Source organism: Andreprevotia chitinilytica DSM 18519 (assembly GCF_000711875.1).
Taxonomy (GTDB): domain Bacteria; phylum Pseudomonadota; class Gammaproteobacteria; order Burkholderiales; family Chitinibacteraceae; genus Andreprevotia; species Andreprevotia chitinilytica.
Map to the genome: position 1 here is coordinate 208,605 of NZ_JONM01000007.1, position 22,329 is coordinate 230,933.

Genomic DNA, 22,329 nt, shown 5'->3' on the forward strand with positions numbered 1-22,329 from the left:
AGGATAAGGAGATTGAAAAGTGTTAGGCGTACCCAAAAAGCATGGGCTCTGGCTGGCCAGCCCGAAACGAGACTGGTCGCGCGGCCTGATGATCTTTGTCTTCGGCCATTCGGTCTGGGGCGTCAACGACGGCTACGTCAGCCTACCCAAGGGCTCACAGGTGGGCTTCTACAACGATGCCGGCGAGAACATGAACGCTCAGCGTGCCAAGAACATGATCTGGGACATCGAAGATCTCGAAACGCCCGAAAACATCACCCCCGAATTCAAATCGGTACAGAACCTCACCTTGCTGCGCGCGCCTGAACATCTTGGCAACGTTCGCGCGGCATTTGAATCTGCCAACCGCAAGAACAAGGCGATCCCGATCGTGACGACGGATTCGAAATACGGCGTGACCTTATCCACCGTCGTGGACACCTTCCCCAATAAATACATCATCTGGCTGGGCTGCCGAGGCATGCAGATCATCTAGCGAAGGGGGTATTGGAATGAATGAGAAAAGCAATGGAACAATCAAGGGCAATTCGCCATGATCGTCGATCATGTATTGATTATTGCTTTTCCAAAACAAGGCGAAAAGGGCGACCCTGAAACAATGAGGGGCGCAAGGGCACTCCACCATAAATATGCACAGCGGAAATCCACGCCACAGAGTTGCCGGGTCATCACTGTTTGGCACAACAATTTCAAGAAATCCGGCACGCTGGACGACCCACTGAAATCAAATTTCACGCATAACAACACCCTCGACTATCAATGCGAGATTGGCAATGCGCTGGTCGATGGCAAGGTTGAACAGGCGGTGGCAGAGTCAAACAACGTCGGGGTTTATATCATTTGCCATGGCCACGGAAATCGACCGACCATTTTCGGCGGCCAAGGCAGCGCCATGCGCGTGGATGGTTGGAAAATGAGCGATATGGCCTCGGCGATCGCCAATCTCCTTTACGAACTCGGTATCAGAAACATCCGCAAACTGTGTTTGCTGATGTGCGGCATATCCGGCGATAGCAGCGGCGATCCGTTATTCATTAGTATGCTGCCAACAGCAATTCATTCCAAACTGGGAACCTCGCCAATCATGGCGGGCTATGACAGTTATGTCAGTATATTCCACAAAACCGAGAACGATGATTATGGACGCAAGATGGTGGAATCCATAGATAAATTCCCATCCAAAACGCCGGAACTGAAAATACATAAAAAATTCTATGTATACAATAACGGCGTAAAAGAGGTGCGCAGCGGCTGGTCAGACAAGCCGGAAGAAAAGGAAGAGAAATGCCTTCTCATGTGATTTGCTTAAAGCCGGTTTACGGTCTTTGCTCACGAATGCGAAAAGACCGTCAACAAGACGCTTGAAACCATCACTATCCACGCACGCCATGGAGTTCTTCGATGTATCTGGTTGATCTGAAAGCACTGAAGAAATGCAGCAAAACGGTCAGCATGACCCCATTTGGCAAAGTTCATTCTCATGGCAGCAACGTTTTCACGGACTGGCTGGTATCAAGGATTAATCAGGCCGCCCTGGTACCCAATAACCAACGGGCAACATCCATTTCCACCCTCATTCAACAAAACAATAACTGGGAAAACACGTTGCGCCAGGCGCTGGGCGATGTCTGGCGGACAGATACCCTAATGGATCAGGGTCATGATGTCTTTGCGCAGCAGGTTGCAGAGGCAATCAGCAAGAAACTGGAAGACGAAACGCCCATTTATCCGATTTTCAATTCGGAATGGAAAAGCGATGCATGGCTGGGCGGGCTAGCCCTGTCGAAAGACCAGTTGTACAAGCGCATGAATCCCTCCGGTCACGGATTCGGGCTGAGCGCAAAACCGCTCCCCGAAAAGGCCTGCAAGATTCCTTTGAAGGCCAATACCTATGACGTGCTGTACGTGGATGACGCCAGCTATTCGGGCACCCAGATATTCAACCTGCTCAATAGTGTCTGGAGTTCGGGGCTTCGCCCGAACAAGGTTCATCTGATGCTTGCAGGGATCAGCCAGACAGCGCTGCAGAAGATCGTTAGCTCGATGCTATTGAGAGAGCGAAAATGCACCCCGGTTTTCGATCAGCAAATCACGGCACAAATGAGAATGTGGGGCGCCCAGAACAGCACCTTGAATCTGCTACGGCATTTCTACGGGGCAATGACCCATATCGAAGCAGACCCGAATACGCTCAAGCCCAAACCCACTCAGGGTGAATTTCCGATTTTCACCGGCAATTGCCTGGCCGTGCTGCCTTATAAAATTCCGGACTCCCTCTCCGTACCCACGCATCTTTACCTGGGTTACAACCCTGACCATAAAAGTTCGATCTTCGAGAACGAGGGCGGCCATGTTTTCACCACCAACGGCGGCGTCAATTACCGCACCGTGATGCCATCCGGTGCCGAGCACTATGCAAAGCTTGCGCAGTAGCCAGACAGCGCAGTCGCATCAGGCAAGCATTCCTTTTGACAAACAATTTGCGCAGGATCGATCACCATGCCCTTGTTGACCGACAATCAAAAGCGAAGGCTGGGCGCGTATATCACCAGCCGCGATGGAGTCATCATCCCCGGCACCCATGCGGGCGATCTGCATGCGGCCGCATGCTGGAGCTGGGCCTTGACCGGCCGCTTTCTTTCCCTTGCACACGCCAACAGTGCCGGCAGCATCTATGACGCGATTATCGGCAACGACCTTGTGGTCGACGAGCAAAACCCGGATGCCGCGACCTTCGATCTCGCGACCCACATCAACGATGTCGATGCGCAATTCCCGGGCTGCGATGCGGAATTCGTGATTTTGCGCGCCAACATCGCCGCCTGCCGGGCAGCCGATGCAGCAGCACGCGGCACCGACGTGGCGTTGGAAGCGGCCCTCGAAGCGGCGCGGGTGGTGGCGTATGCAGCAGATCCCCAACCCGCCGCGAACGCAGCGGCGGCGGTCAAAACCGCCTGGGCGGCCAGGATAAAAACCGCGATGGAGGCGGTGCCGGCGGTGATAGCAGCCAGAGCCACCGCAAGGGCCGCCTGGGCCGCTGCCGCCGGCGTGGCCACCGTCGAGAAAACGCGCTTCAAACAGGCCATGATGGGCATCTGCGCACGGATGAATGGCTTGGTTCCGGCCGGCCCCGGAGATGCGCACACCTATACCCTGCATATGCGCACGTCCCGCTGGTTTGCTTGGGATCACTGGGGGATCGGCGTGCGGGTACCGCCTGGCAACGTGCTCAATTACATCCAGACCGTGCCGAATTTCACGATCCGCCACGCCACCGACGTCATGTGGGATGAGCACATGCCACTCGCCAGCATTGGCCTGACTGGATTACTGCAAACCCATATCAACGTGATCGACACGATTCCGCGTGCGCCGGCAGCAGAGGCCAAATGTCGTCAGCCGTACTGCAATCGAACGCACGCGGCGACTGCCTGGTACCGCTGCGGGACATGCGGAACCCTTTGGTGTGATTTGCACGGCATGCTTTTGCCGCGCGCTGGCGCAGGGCGCAATTGCACGCAATGCGGAGGCGCGATCGCCGAAGCGAACTGATTCAACCTGATCCAGCGGAGCGGGCGACGGTGGAATGCCCGCCTCCGGCAACATCGATAAAACCACCGCGTATTCAATGACAACCATGCCTGATACACAGGCAGCGCAGCACGTAAAACGGATGAGGAAGATAGCGCATGCCCAAGAAAATCAACGAGGAAGCCGCCCCACTGAATGATGACGTCCGCATCGGCATCGAGCTGGAAGGCGTCGGCACGGTCAAGACCGTGTGGAAAGACAAGAAAATCATCAAGAAAGCCAACTTCCATGATGTTTTCAAGCGCACACCGCTGGTGCGCTCCAACAGCTTCAGCGACAGCCGGGGGGTCTACATCACGCCGGAAGACTCCGGGGACTTCGGCATCAGCGGCCCGGCAGAACTGGTATCGAGCCCGCACGTGCTCGACGCTGCCAACCTGGACTTGTTGCGCAACTCGGTCAAAAAGGCGCTGAAAAACAGCGTCGAAGTGCCCAACCTGGCGACCGGCAAGACCAAGACCGTCATGAATCCGATGCGGGCACGTCCGCATGAAGCCAAGCTCAAGGACAAGCGCCTGCCGGATACCGACAAATTCCAGAACACGGTGGCGACGACCCGCTGGGCGATCAATCCATCCGTGAAGATCGCCGGCAACATTCAAACCACCGTCGGCGTTGCCGCCAGCAAACTCTTGTCGAACACCGAAGAAACGCGCAATGGCGTGGTGCAGCTACTGATTGGCGACCCGACGAAAAAGCAATATGCCAAGGACCTGCTCTATGCGGCGGTCCAGATCGAGGGATACCTGACTGCGGTCGGGCACTTGCTGCAAGCGTACAGCGCAAAAAAAGTCGGCATTCGCTTGGCCGTGTTCATGTATCTGGTCAATCACTTTGCCGGCGGGCTGGCCGAAGGGGCGTGGGCCAAAACGGCGCTCGGTGCCAACTTCAAGGGCACCACGTCGTTCCGGGCCTGCAACGTGGCCGGTAACGATGACCTGATCGCGCAAGCCGTGCTGGCCGGCCCGGACAGCGCCGATGCCATCAAAGCCGACATGATCGCCGACCTGGAAGCCAACCACGTGGCCGACTGGATTACCAAAGGCATGGCCGATGCCGACTTCGATATCGAGGAAATCGGCCTGCCCGGGCAGTCTTTGCAAACGTCGGTCGAGGCGTGGTTTGCCATCGACAACTTCACCCATAACAACAGGCTCTATACCGTGATCGAGTCGCGCGAAAAGACCTCGACGCTGAATATCAAGATGTGCGAATTCCTCAAAGGCAGTGCTAAAACCGACGCGCAGGTTTTCTACAACTTCGTCAAAACATTCGTGGTTGCCTGAAGCCACGGGCCGGATACACCAGCTACGCAAGGGGAATTCATGGCGCTCACCATCATGATCTGGAATACCCAGCATTTTGATAACCAGACACAGGATGAATCGGAAGCTTATCAGCAGAAAAAGGGATTCCTGCTGAAATACCTGCAGCAAGTCGATATCGATATCTTCACGCTTTTTGAAACGGGAAAAACCGGCAACGTCAACGCATCGCTGATCAACGACCTGAAGAGTGCTTACACTGCCGTTGCTATCTTGCAGCAGGAAGGCGGCAAGAAGAAACACTCCACGCTGGGCTCCATCGTTTTCGTCAAAAACGGCCTTGCCAAGCAATACGAAGATGCATCCGAAACCTACATCCTCTCGGACAATGAACAGCGCGCGCCGTTATTGCTCAAGCATAAGGAATCTGGCTATTGCTTTGCGTTCTATCACGCCAATGCCTCCTATAACGCCTCGAAGAACATTGTCGATACCATCACTTTCATTCAGGACAACCTCGATAATCTCGAACTGAAAGGGCTGCTGTTCTTTGGCGGCGACCTGAATGTGCCGGTACAAAGCGCGTACAAGGAAATCAAGGGATTGCAATTGCTGGCACCGACCGATCCAGGCTACACCCATGTCAGCATCACCAACAAAACCATGGAAGGTGTCACGAGCGAATTGAACGATCAACAAACCCTCGGCAATTATGCCAACTATAAGCCGAAGGACTATATGCAGGAATACATGTTCAATCAAGGCATCGAGGAATTTGTTCTGCAGGAGAGCCTTTCACTCCTCGATTACGCCTATGTCCATTCGTTGAGCGAATGGAAAGCCAAGTGCCATGGTTCGATCCAGAAAAAAGAAAACCAGGATTACGAAACAATCGAGATCAAGCGGATTTGCTGCGGCATGGAAATTCGCAGTGACCATTTTCCTGTTCTGTTCACCCTCGTTTGATTGGCATGCCGCTTGCAAATGCGCATAAAACACAAGCGCGCAGCTTAACCCGCTGACCAATACGCGACTTCACCATGGCCCCTTGATCATGCCCGTTCCCAATTACTCCGCCATGGATTTGGCCTTGTTTTCCACCGTCATCGCCTGCGGTGCGCGCCTGCGTGGCTGGAGTCTGGATATCGGCGTCGGCGGTGGGCTTGCCGCCGTACAGGAAGTGCAATGCATGCGCATGAAGGATGGGCTCTACATCGCTGGCAATCACAATGAGCACTTGGCCATCGCGGACTATCTGCGGGCGTTTGGCGTATCCGATCACGCCTCGCTGCTGAGTTGCGTGAAACACACCTATTGGTTGCTCAATACAGCGCACGGCCAGCGCAATGCAGATGTCGGCCGTGGTTATGTCGCCGCATTCAGCGTGCAGGAACAAGCCACGCTGAATTACGCCGCCGCGAGCCTGCCGCTGATTACGCCGATGTCGGCGGCAGACATCCTGACCGCCCGCACACTGGTCACCACCGCAGTCCTCCCCGCCGGGCCGCTACGGTCGCTGGCGTGGTTCCTGCGCAAATTCACCGGAGCGGCAGCCATTGCCGGGCTGAATCGCCCGGTGGCCACCAACTTCAATCTACTCAATAACTACGCCGGCCCGAACGAGGTCAACTTGCTGAACAGCGGTACGACGGTCCACGCCGAGCTCAAGCTGATGCGACTGCTGGCCCAAGTGCATATCAGCAACGCCCTGCGCGTGACCGAAGGCGATGTTGCCGTTGGCGGCCTGAAGCGCGCCTGTGCATATTGCGGCGCATGGCTCGGCCATTTTGCGCCGTGGATGCGCGCTCAATACCGCCTCACGGTCAGCTTGCCGGCAGGAGATAATCGCGCGGTGGGCGGCGGCGCGGGTACGCGACCAACCGGGGTGGGTGAAGGCGGATTCGGCAATTATGTCGGCGCGCTGTTCAACGGCGCGGCAAACGATGCTTGCGCGGATATTGCCGGGCATGCGGGTGATGCCGAGTGGTGACCCCCGCTTGCAGCGTGCATCGATAAACATCGCAGAACCTGAATAATGTTTTCAGCTTGAACGGTAAAACACGGGATAAATCAATAAGCCATGAACAAAGCAGCGCTGAACCTGTTTTTGCAAGAATGTGCGGCTGTATCACTACAAAACAGCATGGAGCTGGAGGGTGGGCTGGCCAGTACGCTGCAAAAACGGCACAAGATCAGGGATGTTGATCTGAAAACCATCTTTCAGAGAGCAGATCAGGATGTCTCGATGCTCTATTCGAAAATATATCTGGTTACGCAGCTGGTCATTTATTCGGGCGCTGCTTATGACCCAATAGGAAGTCTTTATGCTGCAGCACCAGGCAATTTGCACAATGCACAGGTAAAGCCACATTGGGATCCAGGCAAATTCCATAGCCTGGGGGATATCTATGAATACGAGCCCATGAACCTGTTTCCCGGCTGGTCATTGACCAATACTCGCAATCAGGCCTATATGCTGGATCCACACAAGATCTTCTTGCACCCCAATGCCACCATCAGTACCGACCTGCACGGCGAACTTCGCGCACCGAGCAGTGAATTCACCGAAGGCATGCATATGGCGCGGCAGCTCTACAAGCCCGACTCGGATAGGCTGGAGAACCGATTAAGCGGTCATGATTTACCTGGACTGACGCGGCAGAACTCCGCCTACAGCGCCCAGCTCCTGGCAAAGGAATCGGATATGGTAGATCGTCTCCATCATATCAGCGGCGACAATACATCCACCCACACCAAGCAAGATTCGGTGAAGCTATTCACACAACTGCTAAAAGACCTCAAGGCGACAACGCAAGCAGGGAGCAAACACTACACCGACTTAATACACTCACTGACCATTCAGAAATTTAGTGTCGCCGATGCGATTTTCAATGAAATCAACAAAGCCAAATTCCATTGGGACACCAATAGAGGCAAAATCATTCAAGATATCGAAGGGCACTTGGCCAGTATAAAAAACCATACCGGCGGTTCGTTCTCGATGGATCTGCCTTGTAAATAACCGGGCTCCGGCCATCCGCCTTACCTGCGATGTGGAAAATGCATGCCCCGCCTAACCGACACCAATACCTCGCTCAGCCTCACCGCCGCCGCGCCGCTGGATACGCTGGTCGCCAACTCCCTCAGGGTGCGCGAGGCGCTGAATTCCTTGGGCGAGATCAGCGCGCAATGCGTGAGTGCGACGTCGATCACGATGACGGACGCGATCGCCAAGCACATCACGCTCACGCTACACAACGACGCGCAGAACCGGCCGCTGGATGGCCTGTGCGCCGAGATCAGCCAGTTGCCGCTGGATGCCAGCGGCGGCTTCGATCGCTATGTGCTGACGCTGCGGCCGTGGCTGTGGTGGCTCTCGCTCGCCAGCAACAACCGCGTTTTCCAGAACAAGAGCACGCCGGATATCGTGAAGGCGGTGTTCGCGGTGCACAGCTTCACGGATTACAAGCTGAGCCTGAATGCCACCTACACAGCGCGGGAATACTGCGTGCAGTACGGCGAGAGTGATTTCGCCTTTGTATCGCGGCTGCTGGAAGAAGAAGGGATTTTCTATTTCTTCACCCATACCGCCGGCACGCACACGCTGGTACTGGCGGACAACAACGACGCCTTCGCGGCCTGCCCGAACGCAGCCACCATTCCCTTCAAACCGGGGGAGATGGGCGAGCGCGAGCTGCACGCCATCCGTGGCGGACAATTGCGCCAGCAGGCCGTCAGCACCGGCCACCGCACGACCGATTACGAATTCACCACCCCCGCCACCGCGCTCTATACCCAGGCGCTGGCCGTGGATGGGCCGCTGAGCCAGTACGACCATCCCGGCAGTTACACCGTGAAGGCGACCGGCGATACGCTGGCCAAGCAGCGGGTGGATGCGTTGCGCACCCAGGCGCTACGTTTCGTGGGCGAGAGTGATTGCCGCTGGCTGATCCCCGGTTATACCTTCACCCTGAGCGGACATGACAGCGATGCGGCGAACATCGAATGGCTGGTCACTGGCGTCTCCCATGAGGTCGATCACCGGGGCTACAGCAACCGTTTCGAAGCCATCCCCAAAGCCACCCCCTACCGCCCGCCGCGCCGCACGCCCAAGCCGTTCATGCATACGCAGGTCGCCACCGTGGTCGGCAAGGCCGGCGAGGAAATCTGGACCGACCAGTACGGCCGCATCAAGATCCAGTTCCCGTGGGATCGTGATGGCGGCAATGACGAAAAGAGCTCGTGCTGGGTGCGCGTGGTACAGGCGTGGACCGGCAAGAGCTTCGGCGCGCAGTTCATTCCGCGCATCGGGCAGGAAGTGATCGTCACCTTCATCGATGGCGACCCGGATCGCCCGCTGGTGGCCGGTTGCGTCTACAACGGCGACAACACCCTGCCCTACGCGTTGCCGGACAACCAGACGCAATCGGGCATCAAGACCAACTCCAGCAAGGGCGGCGGTGGTTTCAACGAGCTGCGTTTCGAGGACAAGAAAGGCAGCGAGGAAGTCTTCATCCAGGGGCAGAAAGACCTGAACCTGAACGTACTCAACGACGTGACCCGCACCATCGGCCACAACGAAACCAGCACGGTCAAAACCGACCGCGCCCGCACGGTGAGCGAAGGCAACGACACCACCACCATCTCGAAAGGCAATCGCACTGTCACTGTCTCGACCGGCAATGAATCGCTGGAGGTGAAAGGCAACCGCACGCTCAAGGTGGACGGCGACCAGACCCACACCACCGGCGGCAAGTTCGCACACAAGGTCACTGGCGATTATTCGCTCACGGTCGACGGCAACCTCACCATCAAGGTCACCGGCACGCTCACGCTGCAAAGCACCGGCGACCTGACCGCCAAGAGCGACGGCAACCTGACCAATCAATCCGGCACGGCGCTCACCAACAAAGCCGGCACTGCGCTGACCAATCAGGCAGGGACCACGCTGGACAACAAGGCCGGCACCACGCTGACCAACGATGCCGGCGTCACCCTCAACAACAAGGCCAGTGCTTCGCAGACGGTGGACGGCGGCGGGATGCTGACGGTGAAGGGTGGGATTGTGCAGATTAATTGATGGCGTATCGCCCGAGATTTCTCCCCTCGCCCATTTATGGGAGAGGGGCCGGGGGAGAGGAAGCCGGCCAAGGGCAGCGACCTTTTCACCCCCCTCTCCCTAGCCCTCTCCCATAAATGGGCGAGGGGACAAAATCAGGTTCCGTAGGATGCAGCGCCCATGTCCCAAAAAGTCGACATCACCCAAGACACCTCCCACATGGAAGGCACGCTAGAGCACGGCAAGCTGGACGGCCCCGTGCGCATCCACCGCGACGGCGCACCGCTGGCCTCGCTCACCTACCAGCAAGGCGTGCTGAACGGGCCGGCGGTCGTCATGCACAGCTCCGGCGAGGCCAGCGCCCGCTTCGGTCACCAAGCCGGCAAACTCCACGGCCCGGCCACGTTTCATACACCGGAAGGCGTGCTGCAACGGCAGGTGCAGTACAAGAACGGCCTGCTGCATGGCGAGGCCAAGACCTTTTACGCCGACGGCACGCTGGCGGAGGTTGCCCACTATCGCGAGGGCAAGCTGCATGGCCTGTTGCAGCGCTATCACCTGGGCGGTGACAAGCTCTCGGAACGGCAAACGTTTCAGGAAGGAAAAGCGGCGGACGAACTCCAACGCTTCGCCACCGACGGCCGCCCGCTCGATGCCGCCGGCAAGCCGATATCACGGGTGAGGTGGTGGTGGCGGCAGATGTTTGGCGGGCATGAAGCGTAGGGTGGGGTAAGCGCAGCGGTGGTGTGCTCCCCTCGCCCATTTATGGGAGAGGGGCCGGGGGTGAGGGCTTCATCGATGGCAACTTCCTTCTCACCCCCCTCTCCCTAACCCTCTCCCACAAGTGTGAGAGGGAACAAAACCGTCTGTAGTCATACGCGGCGCTACGGAATCAACACCGTCATCTGCCCCGGCATATTGATCTTGATCACGCCACCCCAGTTGCACATCAGCATGCAGTTGCCATCGAGCGCCGGCATCTTGCCGATCATGACGGTGGGTGCGCCCGGCACCCACGGCGCGGCGGTGGCGGGGATGCAGGGCATGGGGGTGAGCACGCCCAAAGCCGCAGCAGTGGCGGCGGCGACCATCGGGTTGGCGGGGCTCTGGCACATGCCGAACGGGGCGATGTTCACGATCGGCGCGTTATCCATGATGGTGGCGGCGGGCATGCCACCGGCCATGGTGCAGTTGGTCGGCAACACATTGAGCGTGCCGGGCGCGACACCGAAGGAGCATTGCAACATGGCCCCGGAGCAGACTTGTGGACTTCCCATCGTTTTCTCCTGCTATGGCGAGCGCCTTGGCATTCGCGCGGATTTATTCCATCGTACTATTGGGAATCGTATTGTGCATGGCGGCGGTGCATTCATTGCCGCATAAGCCCTGTAGGAGCGAGGCTTGTGCCCCGCAAGCGTGCGATGCCTTGGCATCGCTCAGCGTGGAAATACCCTTGGGGTGCTCGCGATGGCAATGGTGACTAATTCAACGCCGCTATCGCGAGCAAGCTCGCTCCTACAAAACCCGTGCTCCATCGCATCAAACCATCAGCCCCAATAGCGCTGACCAAGAGAACAACATGAACGTCCTAGCTCGCTTCAAACGTGGCGAATTGCGCCTGAACCGGATCGAGGCCTTCAGCGATGGCGTCTTCGCCATCATCGTCACCCTCTTGGTGCTGGAGCTGAAAGTGCCGGAGCTGCACCACGCCGATAGCGCGCGTGAGCTGGCCAGCCAGCTGATCGCCCTGTTTCCCAAATTCCTGAGCTGGCTGATCAGCTTCGTGATCGTCTGCAAGTTCTGGCTGAATCACCATCACGTGCTCGGGCTGGCGCGGCATGCGGATTACGCGATGGTGTGGATCAACGCGATCTTTCTGATGTTCCAGTCCTTCATCCCCTTCCCGACCGCCCTGATGGGTGAATACGCCGTCAACCCGCTGGCGGTCAGCCTGTTTGGCGTAGTCATGGCGTTCAACACCATCCTGTTCATGGCACTGCACCGCTACATCCTGCGCAACCTGCTCAAGCCGGAGCTGATCGGGCAGGAAGACCCGCACATCATCCGCAAAGCGTTCATCGGCGTGTTCTCTTACTTGATCGGTGCCGCAGCCGCATGGGGATCGGTGCATGCCGGCTTCGTCATGTACATGATCACGCCGTGGTTCTTCATCGTGCCGCCGGCTTATACGCCGAAGACGACCCCTTCAACCCCTGCCAGTTCGCTATGAAACTCTCTGAATCCGCGCTCTCCAATTCCTCTCGCTGGGTCGGCCGCATCCTCGGCTACGGTATCGCCGGCGTGATCTGCTACGCACTGATCAGCTCGTATGTCACGTTCCGCATCGGCCGCAATCTGGAAACCTGCAGCATGTGGGGACAAGATTCGGCGGCGAAGGCGCAAACGCCGCTGATCAAGGCCAAATCGCTGGCGGCATGCATCGACCGGCACAACACCCTGCCCGAGCGCATGTTCTTCTGGCGCACCATGAAAATGCTGGATAGCTTGCCGAACGCGCCGTGCAAATACGTCGGCGTGTGGACCTCCACCCGGCCGGGGAGCGTGTTCCGCGTCACGATGGACGACAGTGGCGCATTCACCGCCGACCTCGTCACCGGCCGCAGCAATACGGAAAGCGCCAGCGGATCATGGGGCGCGGCGGACGGCAAGCTGGTGTGGTTCTATGACGAAGGGCTGGTCTGGCCGCCCGACGCCAACCCGATTCAGGACGAAGAAGCCGACCGCTTCACGCTGGTGGAGCGCAATGGCGTGCATACCCAATTCACCCGGCTCGATACGGTCGAATCCAAGACCTGCAACACCACCGGCGTGCGCATCGGCCACCAGAACGACGCGCCGGCCAAGCCCACCGTCGATACCACCGCGCTGCTGCCCAAGCGTGATGTCGCCCCGCCGCTGGCGCAATGGATCGGCCAATATGGCGCCAACGACGCCCCGGCCGGTGAAGCAACGCAAATCCAGATCAGCAACGACGGGCAATACAGTGCCACGCTGCGTTGCGCTGGCGCGGGCAGCGAACCCGCCCGGCAGACGACCACCAAAGGCTCGCTGCGCCCGGACGAAGGCTGGTACAAGGTCGAGACTGCCGGTGGCGACGAATGCCGCCTGCCCAGCCGCCTTTATCCGCTGGAAGCCGATGGCCAGCGCTATCTGCTGACCGATGCGGCACTCACGGACATCGTCAACCGCCTCAATGCCGGCCAGCCCGTCAACGCCAGCCGCCTGCTGCAGACCGCCAGCGGAACGACGCCAGCCTGGACAGCCAGCCAACCGCCCGCGCTCCCCAAACCCTATGGTGAGGCCATCAAGGCCACGCCGTTGACCGGCAAGCTGGGCACCTTCGGCACCGTTGGCGCGACCTCGCGTGCGGCTTTGCTGCAACCCCGCGGCGGCGAGGTGGAATACCGCGCCAGCGCGGCGCTCGATCTGGGCACCAAGCAGGGCGTGATTCCCGGCATGGTGTTCTACCCGCAAGCCGGCCCGGAATCCGCCCGGGTGGAAGTCATCGAAGCCGACCTCGATCGCGCCAAGGTGCGGATCAGCTGGAAAGGTGACTGGCGACCCAGCGAGGGCCTGGTGGTTTCAACGGCCAGCGGCGGCCGGGCGGTGGGGAAGTCGTGAGGGCTGGCGGCATGGCCTAGCGGGCCTCATGGGAATTACGCCCTACCAAAGAAAACGGCCCGCCAAAGCGGGCCGGATCGATTCAGGCATTCAGGCCGATAAGTCAGGCCAATACTTAGGGCTGCGTGCCCACCGCATAGGTCGACGACAGCACACGACGGTAAGTGTCGATCGACTCCACGCGCATCGTGCGCCAGTTGATATTGCCCGATGCCGCCGCCGTGAGTGACAGGCTGGTGTTCAACGTGCCATCGGCTTTAGAGGCGATATCGACTTCGGTATCGCGGAAATCGCCGGTATCGGTGTTTTGCCCCAGATAAGCCCGGCCATATTTGGTCGGGTTGAGGCCGCTGGCGGTGATGGTCAACGGGCCGCTGGTGTAGGTGCTGAACACAGTGGACGATGCCGGCGCGCTGATGACCGGGAAGCTGGCAGCCTGCACCTCGCTCAGCGTGTGCGGCCGACGCGGTACGGTGAGGCCGTAAACGCCGTTGCCGGTGCCGGATGGGAAGGTGATTTTGACGTCAGCGGCGGTATAGGCGGTGAAGGTGTAGAACGCATTGTCCGGAATGGCGGCGATCACGCTATCGGCCACCGGTTGCGTGGTCGCGCAAGAGTTGCCCATCACGTAATACGCATTCGTTTGCCCATCGATTTTCCAATACGCGCCAGCCAGCGTCGGCGGTACGTAGCGCAAACCAGCGGCAGGCAGGCCGGGGCCGGTGACCATGACGTAGGCAATGGTGCCGCCGTTGTTGGCGGTATTGAAATCCTGAATCTCGAATTCAAAACCGGTGGTGCGGCAGTTTTGCGCCGACGACAAGTTGATGACCTCATGCGGGAAGGCAGACAACTGCAGCACGCGCTGGTCGCCGTGCAAGCGCCACACGCCATCCGTGCCCTTGCGAATCCGCCAGCTTTGCTCGTGCTCGATCTCAACGCCGTTTTTATCCAGCAGCGTGAACGAGACGCGCGCGGTGATCTTGGTCAGGTCGCTGTAGTCGATCTGGTGGATGGTGATGTTGCTGATGCTGCCGCCGACCAAGGCCGCATTGGCGGTGACTGCGTTCGCGAAATTGGTGCCATTCACGTCACCCAGCAGAAAGCTGTTGGTGAGCAGCGGCGTGATATCGGCCGCAGCGGGCAGGCCCTTTGCGAATTTGCCGATGAAGTCGGTGAGTACTTGCTTCACCGCAGCGGCATCGGTGGTGGCGGTGGTCGCCGTGGTGCTGGAAATGTTGTCGCTGCTCAAGGTCGGCGGGCTGGTCTCGCTGGCCGCTTTCACGGTCAAGTCGTCGCTGATGGTGGTCGAATTCAGCAAGGTGGAAATCGTGGCAATGCTGCTGCTGGCGTCCACCGAGACCTGGATCACGTCCAGCGCGGCATCCAGCGCGCTGGCCTTGGGCGTGAACTGCGTGCGCAGCAGATCGATGCTGGCATCCACGCCGAGCGCAGTCAGCACCGGCAGCAGTTTCTCCTTGAGCTTGGCGACTTCTGCATCGACAGCCGTTTTGGTGGCCGCGCTGGCGTTGCTGTTCTGCTCGAACTTATCGAAGTAGTTCTGCGCGATCTGCCCGGCGATGTTGGCCACCACCAGATCGGTCAGCTGCGTGATGTTGATCTTGTTGTCATCCGCCGAGGTGGCGATGGAATACACGGTATAGCTCTGGTTATTGACCGTGCCGGTGGCGCGGAACACGAACGGTGCGGTCATGCCGGCAACGTTGACCACGTACGCGCCGTTATCGCCGATGCTGACCGTTTTGGTCGCACCCAGCGCATCCTTCACGGTCACGGTACCCACCAGCGGCGCACCCACGGCCGCAACGCCGGAAATGTTCACCGCAGGAATCGATGCATTACTGTTGGTGCTGCTGTCGCCGCCACAACCGGCCAAAGTGAAAAGGGCAGCGCCGGCCAAGGCCAGGCTGATCTGCTTGAGTTTGCTGTTCATCTGAATATCTCCCGCAAGGCAAAAAATGATCGGGCTTTCGTCAGCGCTGGGCACGGTGCCGGCAGTGGGCGGCCGATTCGTTATGGTGTGATTGGGGCGATGTGCTTCAGCCTTTGAAAGCAGACCAGAAAACGGCTGAAGCAAGCCGACACGGCAACGATGCATCCTGACGAGCGCTGACTAAAGCCTAATCGTGTGCCTTGCAGCTGAACATCACCCAAATGGGGGATATGCTGCGGAAATATCCGGTTGTTTTGTAAAAATACAATTCGGTATGAAATGTGGCCGGGATTGAATCCGGCCCAATTGAATGCGCCATTAAGGTGCAGGGATTCAGCAGCAGAAAGGGCTTTGCAAAACCGTGCCGGACGGCATTAAGGCGTGCATTGGGGCGACTACTTGGGCAGGCCAATTCCGCCCGCTGATTCTTTTGCGCTTACGCGATCCTGCATCAAGCATGTGAAGTAACAATCACACCGCTATTCTGCATATCGGACACCGTGACGCTTTGGCAGCCCATGCCGGCCAGAGAGAGGGGAAATGGACAGGGAATACAACGCCGTCGTCGAGCAAATTTACGCCAGCATTCAAGATGATGCCGCGCTCACCAATGTAGCCGGTGATATTGCGCGCATGGTGGGTGGCTACGTTGGGCAATACATCTCGATCGAGCCGGGCGAGCGACAGATTTTCCGTAACCAGATCAGCGACCCGGCACTGCAGGATTCACTCACCGCATATGCCGATTATTTCGTCGCCGTTGATCCGCGCCTCCAGTGGTTTACCGGCGGCGCTTGCGGCGAATGGCGGGCGGATCAGGTGCAATTCGATGACCGATATATCCGCAATAGCGAGCTATACAACGACTTCCTCAAACCGTGGGGTGCACGCCGCGTGATCAACAGCTGCCTGTTGAAAAACGATGCCGGCATCTGCGAGGCCCTGGCGATTGCCCGGCCGTGGGATGGCGGCGATTTCACCGCGCACGATATACAGCTGCTGGACAGCCTTTCATCCCATTTGGTGCGTGCCGCGCAATTACGTGCCCGTTTGCGCGAATTGGAGGCCCAGCAAATCGCGGCGCAAACCTCGCTCGCGCATTTGCCCTACGGGGCGCTGTGGCTGGATGCGATGCAGGGCATTGCCTGGCTCAGTCCGGCCGCCAATGCGTATCTGGCCCAGTCCGATGGGCTCAAGGTGCGTAACCATCGGCTGCATTGCAGCGATGCCAATGTCGCGCACAAGCTGGCAGCGGCGCTGCAACGCGCCACGGCAGGCCAGGGGCGGCAAGGCAGTTGGCTGTCGATCCCGCGCACCCGCCAGACCACGCCGTGGCTGGTCTCGGTGATTCCGGCGAGTTTGCCGACCGAATTCGGCCCCCGCCAACGTGGCCCGTACGCGCTCGTGATCGTGCAAGACGGCGCCGGCCCCGGCCTGCCGCACCCGAAACAGCTGGAACTGTTTTTCGGCCTGACCCCGGCCGAAGCACGGCTTGCGCAAGGGCTATTGCAAAACGAGACGCTGGAAAGCTACGCCGAGCGCCATCACGTCAGCCGCAATACCGTCAAAACCCATCTCACCCGTTTGTTCGCCAAAACCGGCACCCGGCGGCAGGCCGAATTGCTGCGCACGCTGTCGCTGCCGCTGCCCGCTCAGAACAGCCCGCCGCCTTTCCAATGAACGGGGATGGTGGCCGGTCCAACAGCGTGCGGCGGAACGCCCTGCGGGTGTTCCGCCCTACCAAAACAGCCGATTACTCATCACCAACATGTAGGGTGGGTTAGCCCCTTGCGGGGCGTAACCCGCGCAGCCAACACAACAACCTGCAGCGAATAGCGAAGCACCGCACCGCGTGGGTTACGTCCCGCAAGGGGCTAACCCACCCTACGACAGCGCAGCGGCGCCTTGACCGGTTTGGCGCGGCTGGGGTAGTTTTGCGGGGTCGCGTTTGGTTACGCGACCTGAGATTGGCGTCTCGGATTGGTATGGTCAGACAGCCGCTGACTAGCGGCATTTTTATTGTCTGCAACACCCTTGGTGCGTCCTGAGCAATGGCGGGCCTAGGTGGTGGCATCTTCGGATGCGCCGGTTCCTATACCCCGGTACGCCAACGCTGCCTAGTGCCTGCCACCCCGATTGGCGTTGGGGATGGTTGGCAACTCCAACTGGTATAGGAGGCTTTTATGCCCAACTCACCTCACTCAACCCCCGCACCACCACCGCGCCAAGGCTTCATCCATGATCGGGTGCCTGTCGGCCGCACTGCCGACGACTTCGCCCAATACGGCATGAACAGCATTGCCGAATTGGGCCGGCTCTTCCAGATTCTCGCTGCCGTGGTCGAACCCGGCTCCACGGCGTATCAGCTCACGCAATCGGGCCTGACGCTGGCGAACGAGCGACGCATCACCATTGATGCTGTGCGCATGTCCGTGTTGCAGTTCAGGGAAAAAGACCGGAAGTAATCGGATGAGGTCATAAAAAAACCAGTGCCTGAGAAGGCACTGGTTTTTTGTTGGGGATGATGGCTACAGATCGTGAATGCGCCGCCACAGCTCGTACTCGACTCTGACACCATTCTCCCAGCGCTCGTTGTGCCAGTCATCGCCGACGCGGCGTGCTTGAAAGACGTACTCGCGCAATGCGGCTGGTGGATAGGTGCCCATATCCGGGCTTTCGATATATCGCTCTCCATCGATCCGGTAACGGCCACTGCCAGCGGACCAGAAAGCCCCTTTCTGGTACGAAATGAACGTGAAATGCCCGTCTGCGATGACCTTTCTTGATTTGATCTCCAGCGAATCGTAATTCAGCACTTGGCCGTCATCGATGCACTCGCCGGTAATCAATTGCCATGCGCCGTCAAAAGGTGATGAATTCATAGACTCCTCCCGTTTTATTGATCGACGACCATACTAGCGCCACATCGTCGACTCGAACATCCCGACCAAAACAAGCAATCGGGCAACATGCTGCAATTGGGGCGGAATCGCTATTGCTGGCTGATCAGGAACACGGCGGTTTGGCGGTTGTCTGCGGTGTCGAGCTGGAATGCCAAACGGGCTTTGCCGTTGTTCACGGCCACTGGCGTGACCAGGCCGGCGAGCTGGGCAGTGTATTTGCAGTTGGCGCCGCTGGCCTGTGTGCTGGCTTCGTATACGCCCGTGGTTTTGTATTGCACCATTTGCCCGCTGAATTGGCAGTCCACCGCGTTCACTTCAAAGCGGCCGTCTGCGGTAATGCTGAATGCGCTGATTTGTTCCTGCGGTTTATCGATACCGACGCTGCGCATGGCACCGGTATAGCGGCCGGCCAGCGTGGTCAGCGGCAAGGGCTGGAGGTAAAGCGCGGTGCCGCTGTCGTAGCCATAGGTTTTCTGTTCGTTTTGCGTGGTCGAGAACGTGCCGAAACCGCCAACAATGGTCACCGATAGCGTGTTGTCGCCAAAGCTGCGGCCAAAGCGCGGATCGATTTCCTGCTTGCCGACCTGCTGATAGTCATCAATGAAATTCGCCCAGGCAATGGGGGATAGATGGCTTGGGCTATTGTCGGCAGGCAGCACGCCATGCGGGTGGCCGGCCAGTGCGCCGTTATACATGTGAATGCCGGAAAACCGCCCGTCATCGAGCAGCGTATAGACGCCAGAGAACAGCCCGTAATTCACGTCGTAAATACCAGCCTGCCCGACCGGAACGCTCGGAACAGGGGCTGGCGCGGGTGCCTGGGTGGCCGTCTTTGCCAGACACGCTTTGCGCGCAGCCTTATTCGCGAGCTTATTGCAGGAATTGCTTTGCGCCATTGCAAATGGCGTGAACAAGACAGCGGCCAGAACGCCAATCAATCGAGTGGTGATTTGCATGAGGTTTCCTTGAGAAAGACAACCATATGGGCAAGCCATTGCCAGCCCCGAATCCCAAATGGTAACCACAGCGAATAACGGCTACTTGTCCTGGATTGCTATTTTTAGCGCCCCTCCGCAAAAGAAAAGGCCCGCCCGGACTTGCATCCGGAAGGGCCTTGTTAGATCAACTCATTGATCAAATCAGAGATCCAATCAGATCAAATCATCGATTGTTACCACCCCTGATTGCCAGAGACGCGATTGAAGAAGGAGCCCGGCGCGCCGCCGGTATCCACCGCTGCAACACCTGGGTTCTGGATCACCACGCTCTGGAAGTTGACCGTGCCGCGGCCGCCGCCATCCAGAATCTGGATGCCATAGGTGCCGGGGTTGCTCACCGTGACGTTCTTGAGCGTGACATTGCTCAGCGTGGCGTTGTCCGCCGCCTGCAGGATCTGCGGCGAGTCCTTCTCTCCCGCTGGCACGTAGGCGCTGCCGAAGCCGCGGAACTCGATGCCGGCGTAGGTCGGGTCGATGATGTCCACGGTATCGACCAGCACGTCGCTGATGCTCCCCTCACGCATGTAGAACTTGAGCGCGCCGTGCTTCCACGGGTTGGCGGTGTTCTCGTTGAACATCTCTCCACCGGCACGGATGAGCGAGATATTGCGGAACGTGGTCAGGCCAGGGCCGAACGGGTAGGACGAGAACTCGTTGTCCACCAGAATGCCCGGGTAGGTCAGCACGTCTTCGCAAACACTGTCCTGGAACGTGTTGTTGGTGCCGCCATAGGCCGCAAAGCAGTTGGCACGCCACGGCATCTGCACGGTGATGTTGCGGAAGGTGTTGTCGTGCGCAATGCCTTGATCCGGCGCATTGACCGCGGCGGGGTTGATGAAGTTGGGGCCGAGTGCGTAGGTCTTGTCCCGCACCCAGTTGGTCCACTTGATCGACCAGATGGCGTTGGCATCGTCGCCGGTATTGCGCATATGGCAGTTCTCGACCAGCGTGTTGGACGTGCCGTTGTCGAGGTTGATGCCATCAGCGTAGGTATCGCGAATGCGGCAATTGCGGATGGTGAGGTACTGCGTGGGTTGGGTCTGGTAGGGCGGATCATTGCCGACCCAGATCGCACCGACTTCATGCTCGATCCAGATGTTTTCGATCAGCGAGTTTGCGCCCATCGGCCCGGCGAACGCTTTTTGCACGCCTTGGGTTTCTTCGGCCCGTGCGGTGGCTTCGCCGAAGATGGAGAAGTCGCCGAACACGCACTTGGCGGTGGCGCCAGCGCAAAAGAACATCGCCTTCGGCCCGCGCAGCGTGGTGTACCACATGCCGGCACCGCGCACTTCGATACCCGGGTTATCCAGCCCGACGTTACCGCCGGTGATTTTCTGCGCCAGATATTCGCCCGGCGGGAACCACAGTTTCTGAGTGGAGTGCAGTGCTCTGAGGATGTCGTCGGCGTGGTCCTTACCGTCATTGGGCTGAATGCCGAATTGGGTGACCGAGGTGAACCCGGCCGGCATGGTCAATGGCGGTGGCACGTCTTCGAAATCGGCCAGATTGATGATGTACCACGGCGCGGTATCCTGCCCGTCCCGTTGCAGCTTCACTTCGGCACCCACCGGAATCGGCGTGTCCAGCAAGACGCGCACTTCATCAAAGAAGGTGTGCGGCTGCTCGGCCGGGGTATCCACGATCGGGTTGCCGATCAAGCCACCCTTGTACGACCACGCATAGTGCGAGGTGAGCGGCAATGACTTCACGCGCTGGCCGTTCACGTACAAGCCGAGCGTGGCGTTGATCCCGCCGCCACCTGGCGCATCGGGAATCGAGAACCGCACCACGATCGAATTGGCGGGCGCGTTGGTGTGGAACGCGACGTAATCGCCGGTGTTGTTGAGCTTGACCGCGCTACGGCCGATGGCTTCGGCCTGAATGTAATTGGCATCCCATTTGGTGCGATTCGGCGGCAGGATTTGGGCGTTGGTCTGCGCTTCCTGCGCCAGGAATTCGGTCCACGGTGCATTCATGCCCCGACTGGCGGATGGGCTAGGCGTTGGGGTAGGAGCTGGCGTTGGGGTGGGCGTAGCCACTGGGGTTGGAACTGGCGTTGCAACCGGCGTCGGGACTGGGGTTGGAAGCGGTGTCGGAACCGGCGTTGGTGTCGGTGTCGGGGTGACCGGTTTCGGTGTCGGCGTGACCGGCACAGGTGTCGGCGTCGGCGTTGGTGTCGCGGGCACTGGTGTGGGGGTCGGCGTGGGTGCGCCGCTGACCGGGTAAAGCTGCCACTCTGCACTGGCCCACGTGGGGTAAATCGTGCTGATCTCGGCAGACCCGTTCAGGTCCTGAATATTGATGTACTGGGTGTTGTGCCAGCGGCTGCGGATGCGCATGTAGCCATCGCCGGTTTGCTCGATGCTCCACATGGCGCTCTGCCATACCGGATTGCGCGGCGTGGCCTGCACCAGACCGTTATTGCTTTCGATATTCAGGTAATCGCCGGTGGCAACGTTGCGGAACTCGTAATAGCCATCCGTCGTGGCCTCTACCACCCATTGACCGGCACGGCTGCTTGCGTCCGTGCCATATCCGGCATTGGTGCCATTGTCGGTCAGGCCCGTGCCTTGCCAGCGATTGACGATGCGATAGGTTGCACCCACGGTGGGGACCGTGACCGGACTGGCTGTCGCGGCATTGGCGGTTGGGGGGCTGCCCAGCAGCGAGCTCAACATTGCGAGACTCACCACCGACAGATTGAATCCATGTGCTGCAAATGTCTTCATGGTTTCTCCATCCTTTGATCGAACTACGTTAGGACTGGGGGTAATTCCACTCACTTAAGGACTCCCCCCGCCCATTCATGGGAGAGGGGCTGGGGGTGACGGCTCTGCAATCTCGCATTGCGCCCTCTCCCCAACCCTCTCCCGCTGTCCCGGAACAAGGCCAGAGCCTTGCACGGGAGGGAGGGGAC

Annotated in this window: 19 protein-coding genes; 14 read left to right on the forward strand and 5 right to left on the reverse strand. The window is 59.0% G+C overall.

Translation table 11 applies throughout. The annotated features are described in order from the left end of the window. The first annotated feature begins 19 nt into the window (after positions 1-19). The 10 genes from BR41_RS11500 (at position 20) to BR41_RS11545 (ending at position 10,638) form a co-directional block, all read left to right on the forward strand. Positions 20-475: a putative adhesin gene (locus tag BR41_RS11500; RefSeq protein WP_035056430.1), complete on the forward strand. Its 456-nt coding sequence runs from the start codon at positions 20-22 to the stop codon at positions 473-475. Positions 476-532: 57 nt separating this feature from the next. Further along, positions 533-1,300, forward strand: a complete 768-nt coding sequence (locus BR41_RS11505) for a hypothetical protein (protein WP_035056432.1) — start codon at positions 533-535, stop codon at positions 1,298-1,300. Between the two features lie 101 nt (positions 1,301-1,401). Beyond that, positions 1,402-2,433, forward strand: a complete 1,032-nt coding sequence (locus tag BR41_RS11510) for a hypothetical protein (protein ID WP_035056433.1) — start codon at positions 1,402-1,404, stop codon at positions 2,431-2,433. Positions 2,434-2,499: 66 nt separating this feature from the next. Next, positions 2,500-3,552: a hypothetical protein gene (locus BR41_RS11515; protein WP_035056435.1), complete on the forward strand. Its 1,053-nt coding sequence runs from the start codon at positions 2,500-2,502 to the stop codon at positions 3,550-3,552. Positions 3,553-3,689: 137 nt separating this feature from the next. Continuing rightward, the gene (locus tag BR41_RS11520) at positions 3,690-4,877 is read left to right on the forward strand and encodes a hypothetical protein (RefSeq protein WP_035056438.1); all 1,188 of its coding nucleotides are present in this window, start codon (positions 3,690-3,692) and stop codon (positions 4,875-4,877) included. Between the two features lie 39 nt (positions 4,878-4,916). Then, a complete protein-coding gene (locus BR41_RS11525) occupies positions 4,917-5,822 on the forward strand; it encodes a hypothetical protein (RefSeq protein WP_035056441.1) in 906 nt (301 codons plus the stop codon). Between the two features lie 88 nt (positions 5,823-5,910). Continuing rightward, the gene (locus tag BR41_RS11530) at positions 5,911-6,846 is read left to right on the forward strand and encodes a hypothetical protein (RefSeq protein WP_156970665.1); all 936 of its coding nucleotides are present in this window, start codon (positions 5,911-5,913) and stop codon (positions 6,844-6,846) included. Positions 6,847-6,936: 90 nt separating this feature from the next. Then, on the forward strand, positions 6,937-7,878 hold the full coding sequence (locus BR41_RS11535; protein WP_035056445.1) for a hypothetical protein: 942 nt from the start codon (positions 6,937-6,939) through the stop codon (positions 7,876-7,878). A 42-nt stretch (positions 7,879-7,920) separates the two neighbouring features. Next, a complete protein-coding gene (locus BR41_RS11540; protein WP_035056448.1) occupies positions 7,921-9,936 on the forward strand; it encodes a type VI secretion system Vgr family protein in 2,016 nt (671 codons plus the stop codon). 159 nt (positions 9,937-10,095) lie between these two features. Beyond that, entirely contained in the window at positions 10,096-10,638 is a 543-nt protein-coding gene (locus tag BR41_RS11545; RefSeq protein WP_035056450.1) for a toxin-antitoxin system YwqK family antitoxin, read from the forward strand. Positions 10,639-10,799: 161 nt separating this feature from the next. Here the strand turns inward: BR41_RS11545 and BR41_RS11550 are convergent, their stop codons facing one another. Beyond that, a complete protein-coding gene (locus BR41_RS11550; RefSeq protein ID WP_035056453.1) occupies positions 10,800-11,192 on the reverse strand; it encodes a DUF4280 domain-containing protein in 393 nt (130 codons plus the stop codon). 302 nt (positions 11,193-11,494) lie between these two features. Between BR41_RS11550 and BR41_RS22935 the strand changes: the two genes are divergently transcribed. Both BR41_RS22935 and BR41_RS11560 read left to right on the forward strand, forming a co-directional pair. Continuing rightward, positions 11,495-12,145, forward strand: a complete 651-nt coding sequence (locus tag BR41_RS22935; protein WP_051710760.1) for a TMEM175 family protein — start codon at positions 11,495-11,497, stop codon at positions 12,143-12,145. Continuing rightward, positions 12,142-13,557, forward strand: coding sequence for a hypothetical protein (locus tag BR41_RS11560; protein WP_035056455.1), 1,416 nt, complete (start codon positions 12,142-12,144; stop codon positions 13,555-13,557). The genes BR41_RS22935 and BR41_RS11560 overlap by 4 nt, the downstream gene beginning before the upstream one ends. Before the next feature lie 115 nt (positions 13,558-13,672). On the opposite strand, the gene BR41_RS11565 is transcribed toward BR41_RS11560, so the two are convergent. Then, a complete protein-coding gene (locus tag BR41_RS11565) occupies positions 13,673-15,511 on the reverse strand; it encodes a hypothetical protein (protein WP_035056457.1) in 1,839 nt (612 codons plus the stop codon). A gap of 540 nt (positions 15,512-16,051) precedes the next feature. Here BR41_RS11565 and BR41_RS11570 point away from each other — a divergent pair. Together BR41_RS11570 and BR41_RS11575 are read left to right on the forward strand one after the other, a co-directional pair. After that, positions 16,052-17,191: a helix-turn-helix transcriptional regulator gene (locus BR41_RS11570; RefSeq protein ID WP_035056460.1), complete on the forward strand. Its 1,140-nt coding sequence runs from the start codon at positions 16,052-16,054 to the stop codon at positions 17,189-17,191. Positions 17,192-17,694: 503 nt separating this feature from the next. Next, positions 17,695-17,976 carry a hypothetical protein gene (locus tag BR41_RS11575; RefSeq protein WP_035056463.1) on the forward strand — a complete coding sequence of 94 codons (282 nt, stop codon included), beginning with the start codon at positions 17,695-17,697 and terminating at the stop codon, positions 17,974-17,976. A 63-nt stretch (positions 17,977-18,039) separates the two neighbouring features. On the opposite strand, the gene BR41_RS11580 is transcribed toward BR41_RS11575, so the two are convergent. From BR41_RS11580 to BR41_RS11590, 3 genes are all read right to left on the reverse strand, one after another. Continuing rightward, positions 18,040-18,393 carry a hypothetical protein gene (locus BR41_RS11580; protein WP_035056466.1) on the reverse strand — a complete coding sequence of 118 codons (354 nt, stop codon included), beginning with the start codon at positions 18,391-18,393 and terminating at the stop codon, positions 18,040-18,042. 110 nt (positions 18,394-18,503) lie between these two features. Then, positions 18,504-19,370, reverse strand: coding sequence for a hypothetical protein (locus BR41_RS11585; RefSeq protein WP_035056468.1), 867 nt, complete (start codon positions 19,368-19,370; stop codon positions 18,504-18,506). A gap of 215 nt (positions 19,371-19,585) precedes the next feature. Then, entirely contained in the window at positions 19,586-22,141 is a 2,556-nt protein-coding gene (locus BR41_RS11590) for an RICIN domain-containing protein (protein WP_035056471.1), read from the reverse strand. Between the last annotated feature and the right edge of the window lie 188 nt (positions 22,142-22,329).

Coding starts and splice junctions, on each gene's coding strand:
- BR41_RS11585 (WP_035056468.1), bottom strand. CDS start 19,370: ATGCAAATCACCACTCGATTGATTGGCGTTCTGGCCGCTGTCTTGTTC.
- BR41_RS11505 (WP_035056432.1), top strand. CDS start 533: ATGATCGTCGATCATGTATTGATTATTGCTTTTCCAAAACAAGGCGAA.
- BR41_RS11545 (WP_035056450.1), top strand. CDS start 10,096: ATGTCCCAAAAAGTCGACATCACCCAAGACACCTCCCACATGGAAGGC.
- BR41_RS11565 (WP_035056457.1), bottom strand. CDS start 15,511: ATGAACAGCAAACTCAAGCAGATCAGCCTGGCCTTGGCCGGCGCTGCC.
- BR41_RS11570 (WP_035056460.1), top strand. CDS start 16,052: ATGGACAGGGAATACAACGCCGTCGTCGAGCAAATTTACGCCAGCATT.
- BR41_RS11515 (WP_035056435.1), top strand. CDS start 2,500: ATGCCCTTGTTGACCGACAATCAAAAGCGAAGGCTGGGCGCGTATATC.
- BR41_RS11535 (WP_035056445.1), top strand. CDS start 6,937: ATGAACAAAGCAGCGCTGAACCTGTTTTTGCAAGAATGTGCGGCTGTA.
- BR41_RS11510 (WP_035056433.1), top strand. CDS start 1,402: ATGTATCTGGTTGATCTGAAAGCACTGAAGAAATGCAGCAAAACGGTC.
- BR41_RS11525 (WP_035056441.1), top strand. CDS start 4,917: ATGGCGCTCACCATCATGATCTGGAATACCCAGCATTTTGATAACCAG.
- BR41_RS11575 (WP_035056463.1), top strand. CDS start 17,695: ATGCCCAACTCACCTCACTCAACCCCCGCACCACCACCGCGCCAAGGC.
- BR41_RS11540 (WP_035056448.1), top strand. CDS start 7,921: ATGCCCCGCCTAACCGACACCAATACCTCGCTCAGCCTCACCGCCGCC.
- BR41_RS11520 (WP_035056438.1), top strand. CDS start 3,690: ATGCCCAAGAAAATCAACGAGGAAGCCGCCCCACTGAATGATGACGTC.
- BR41_RS22935 (WP_051710760.1), top strand. CDS start 11,495: ATGAACGTCCTAGCTCGCTTCAAACGTGGCGAATTGCGCCTGAACCGG.
- BR41_RS11590 (WP_035056471.1), bottom strand. CDS start 22,141: ATGAAGACATTTGCAGCACATGGATTCAATCTGTCGGTGGTGAGTCTC.
- BR41_RS11580 (WP_035056466.1), bottom strand. CDS start 18,393: ATGAATTCATCACCTTTTGACGGCGCATGGCAATTGATTACCGGCGAG.
- BR41_RS11560 (WP_035056455.1), top strand. CDS start 12,142: ATGAAACTCTCTGAATCCGCGCTCTCCAATTCCTCTCGCTGGGTCGGC.
- BR41_RS11530 (WP_156970665.1), top strand. CDS start 5,911: ATGCCCGTTCCCAATTACTCCGCCATGGATTTGGCCTTGTTTTCCACC.
- BR41_RS11550 (WP_035056453.1), bottom strand. CDS start 11,192: ATGGGAAGTCCACAAGTCTGCTCCGGGGCCATGTTGCAATGCTCCTTC.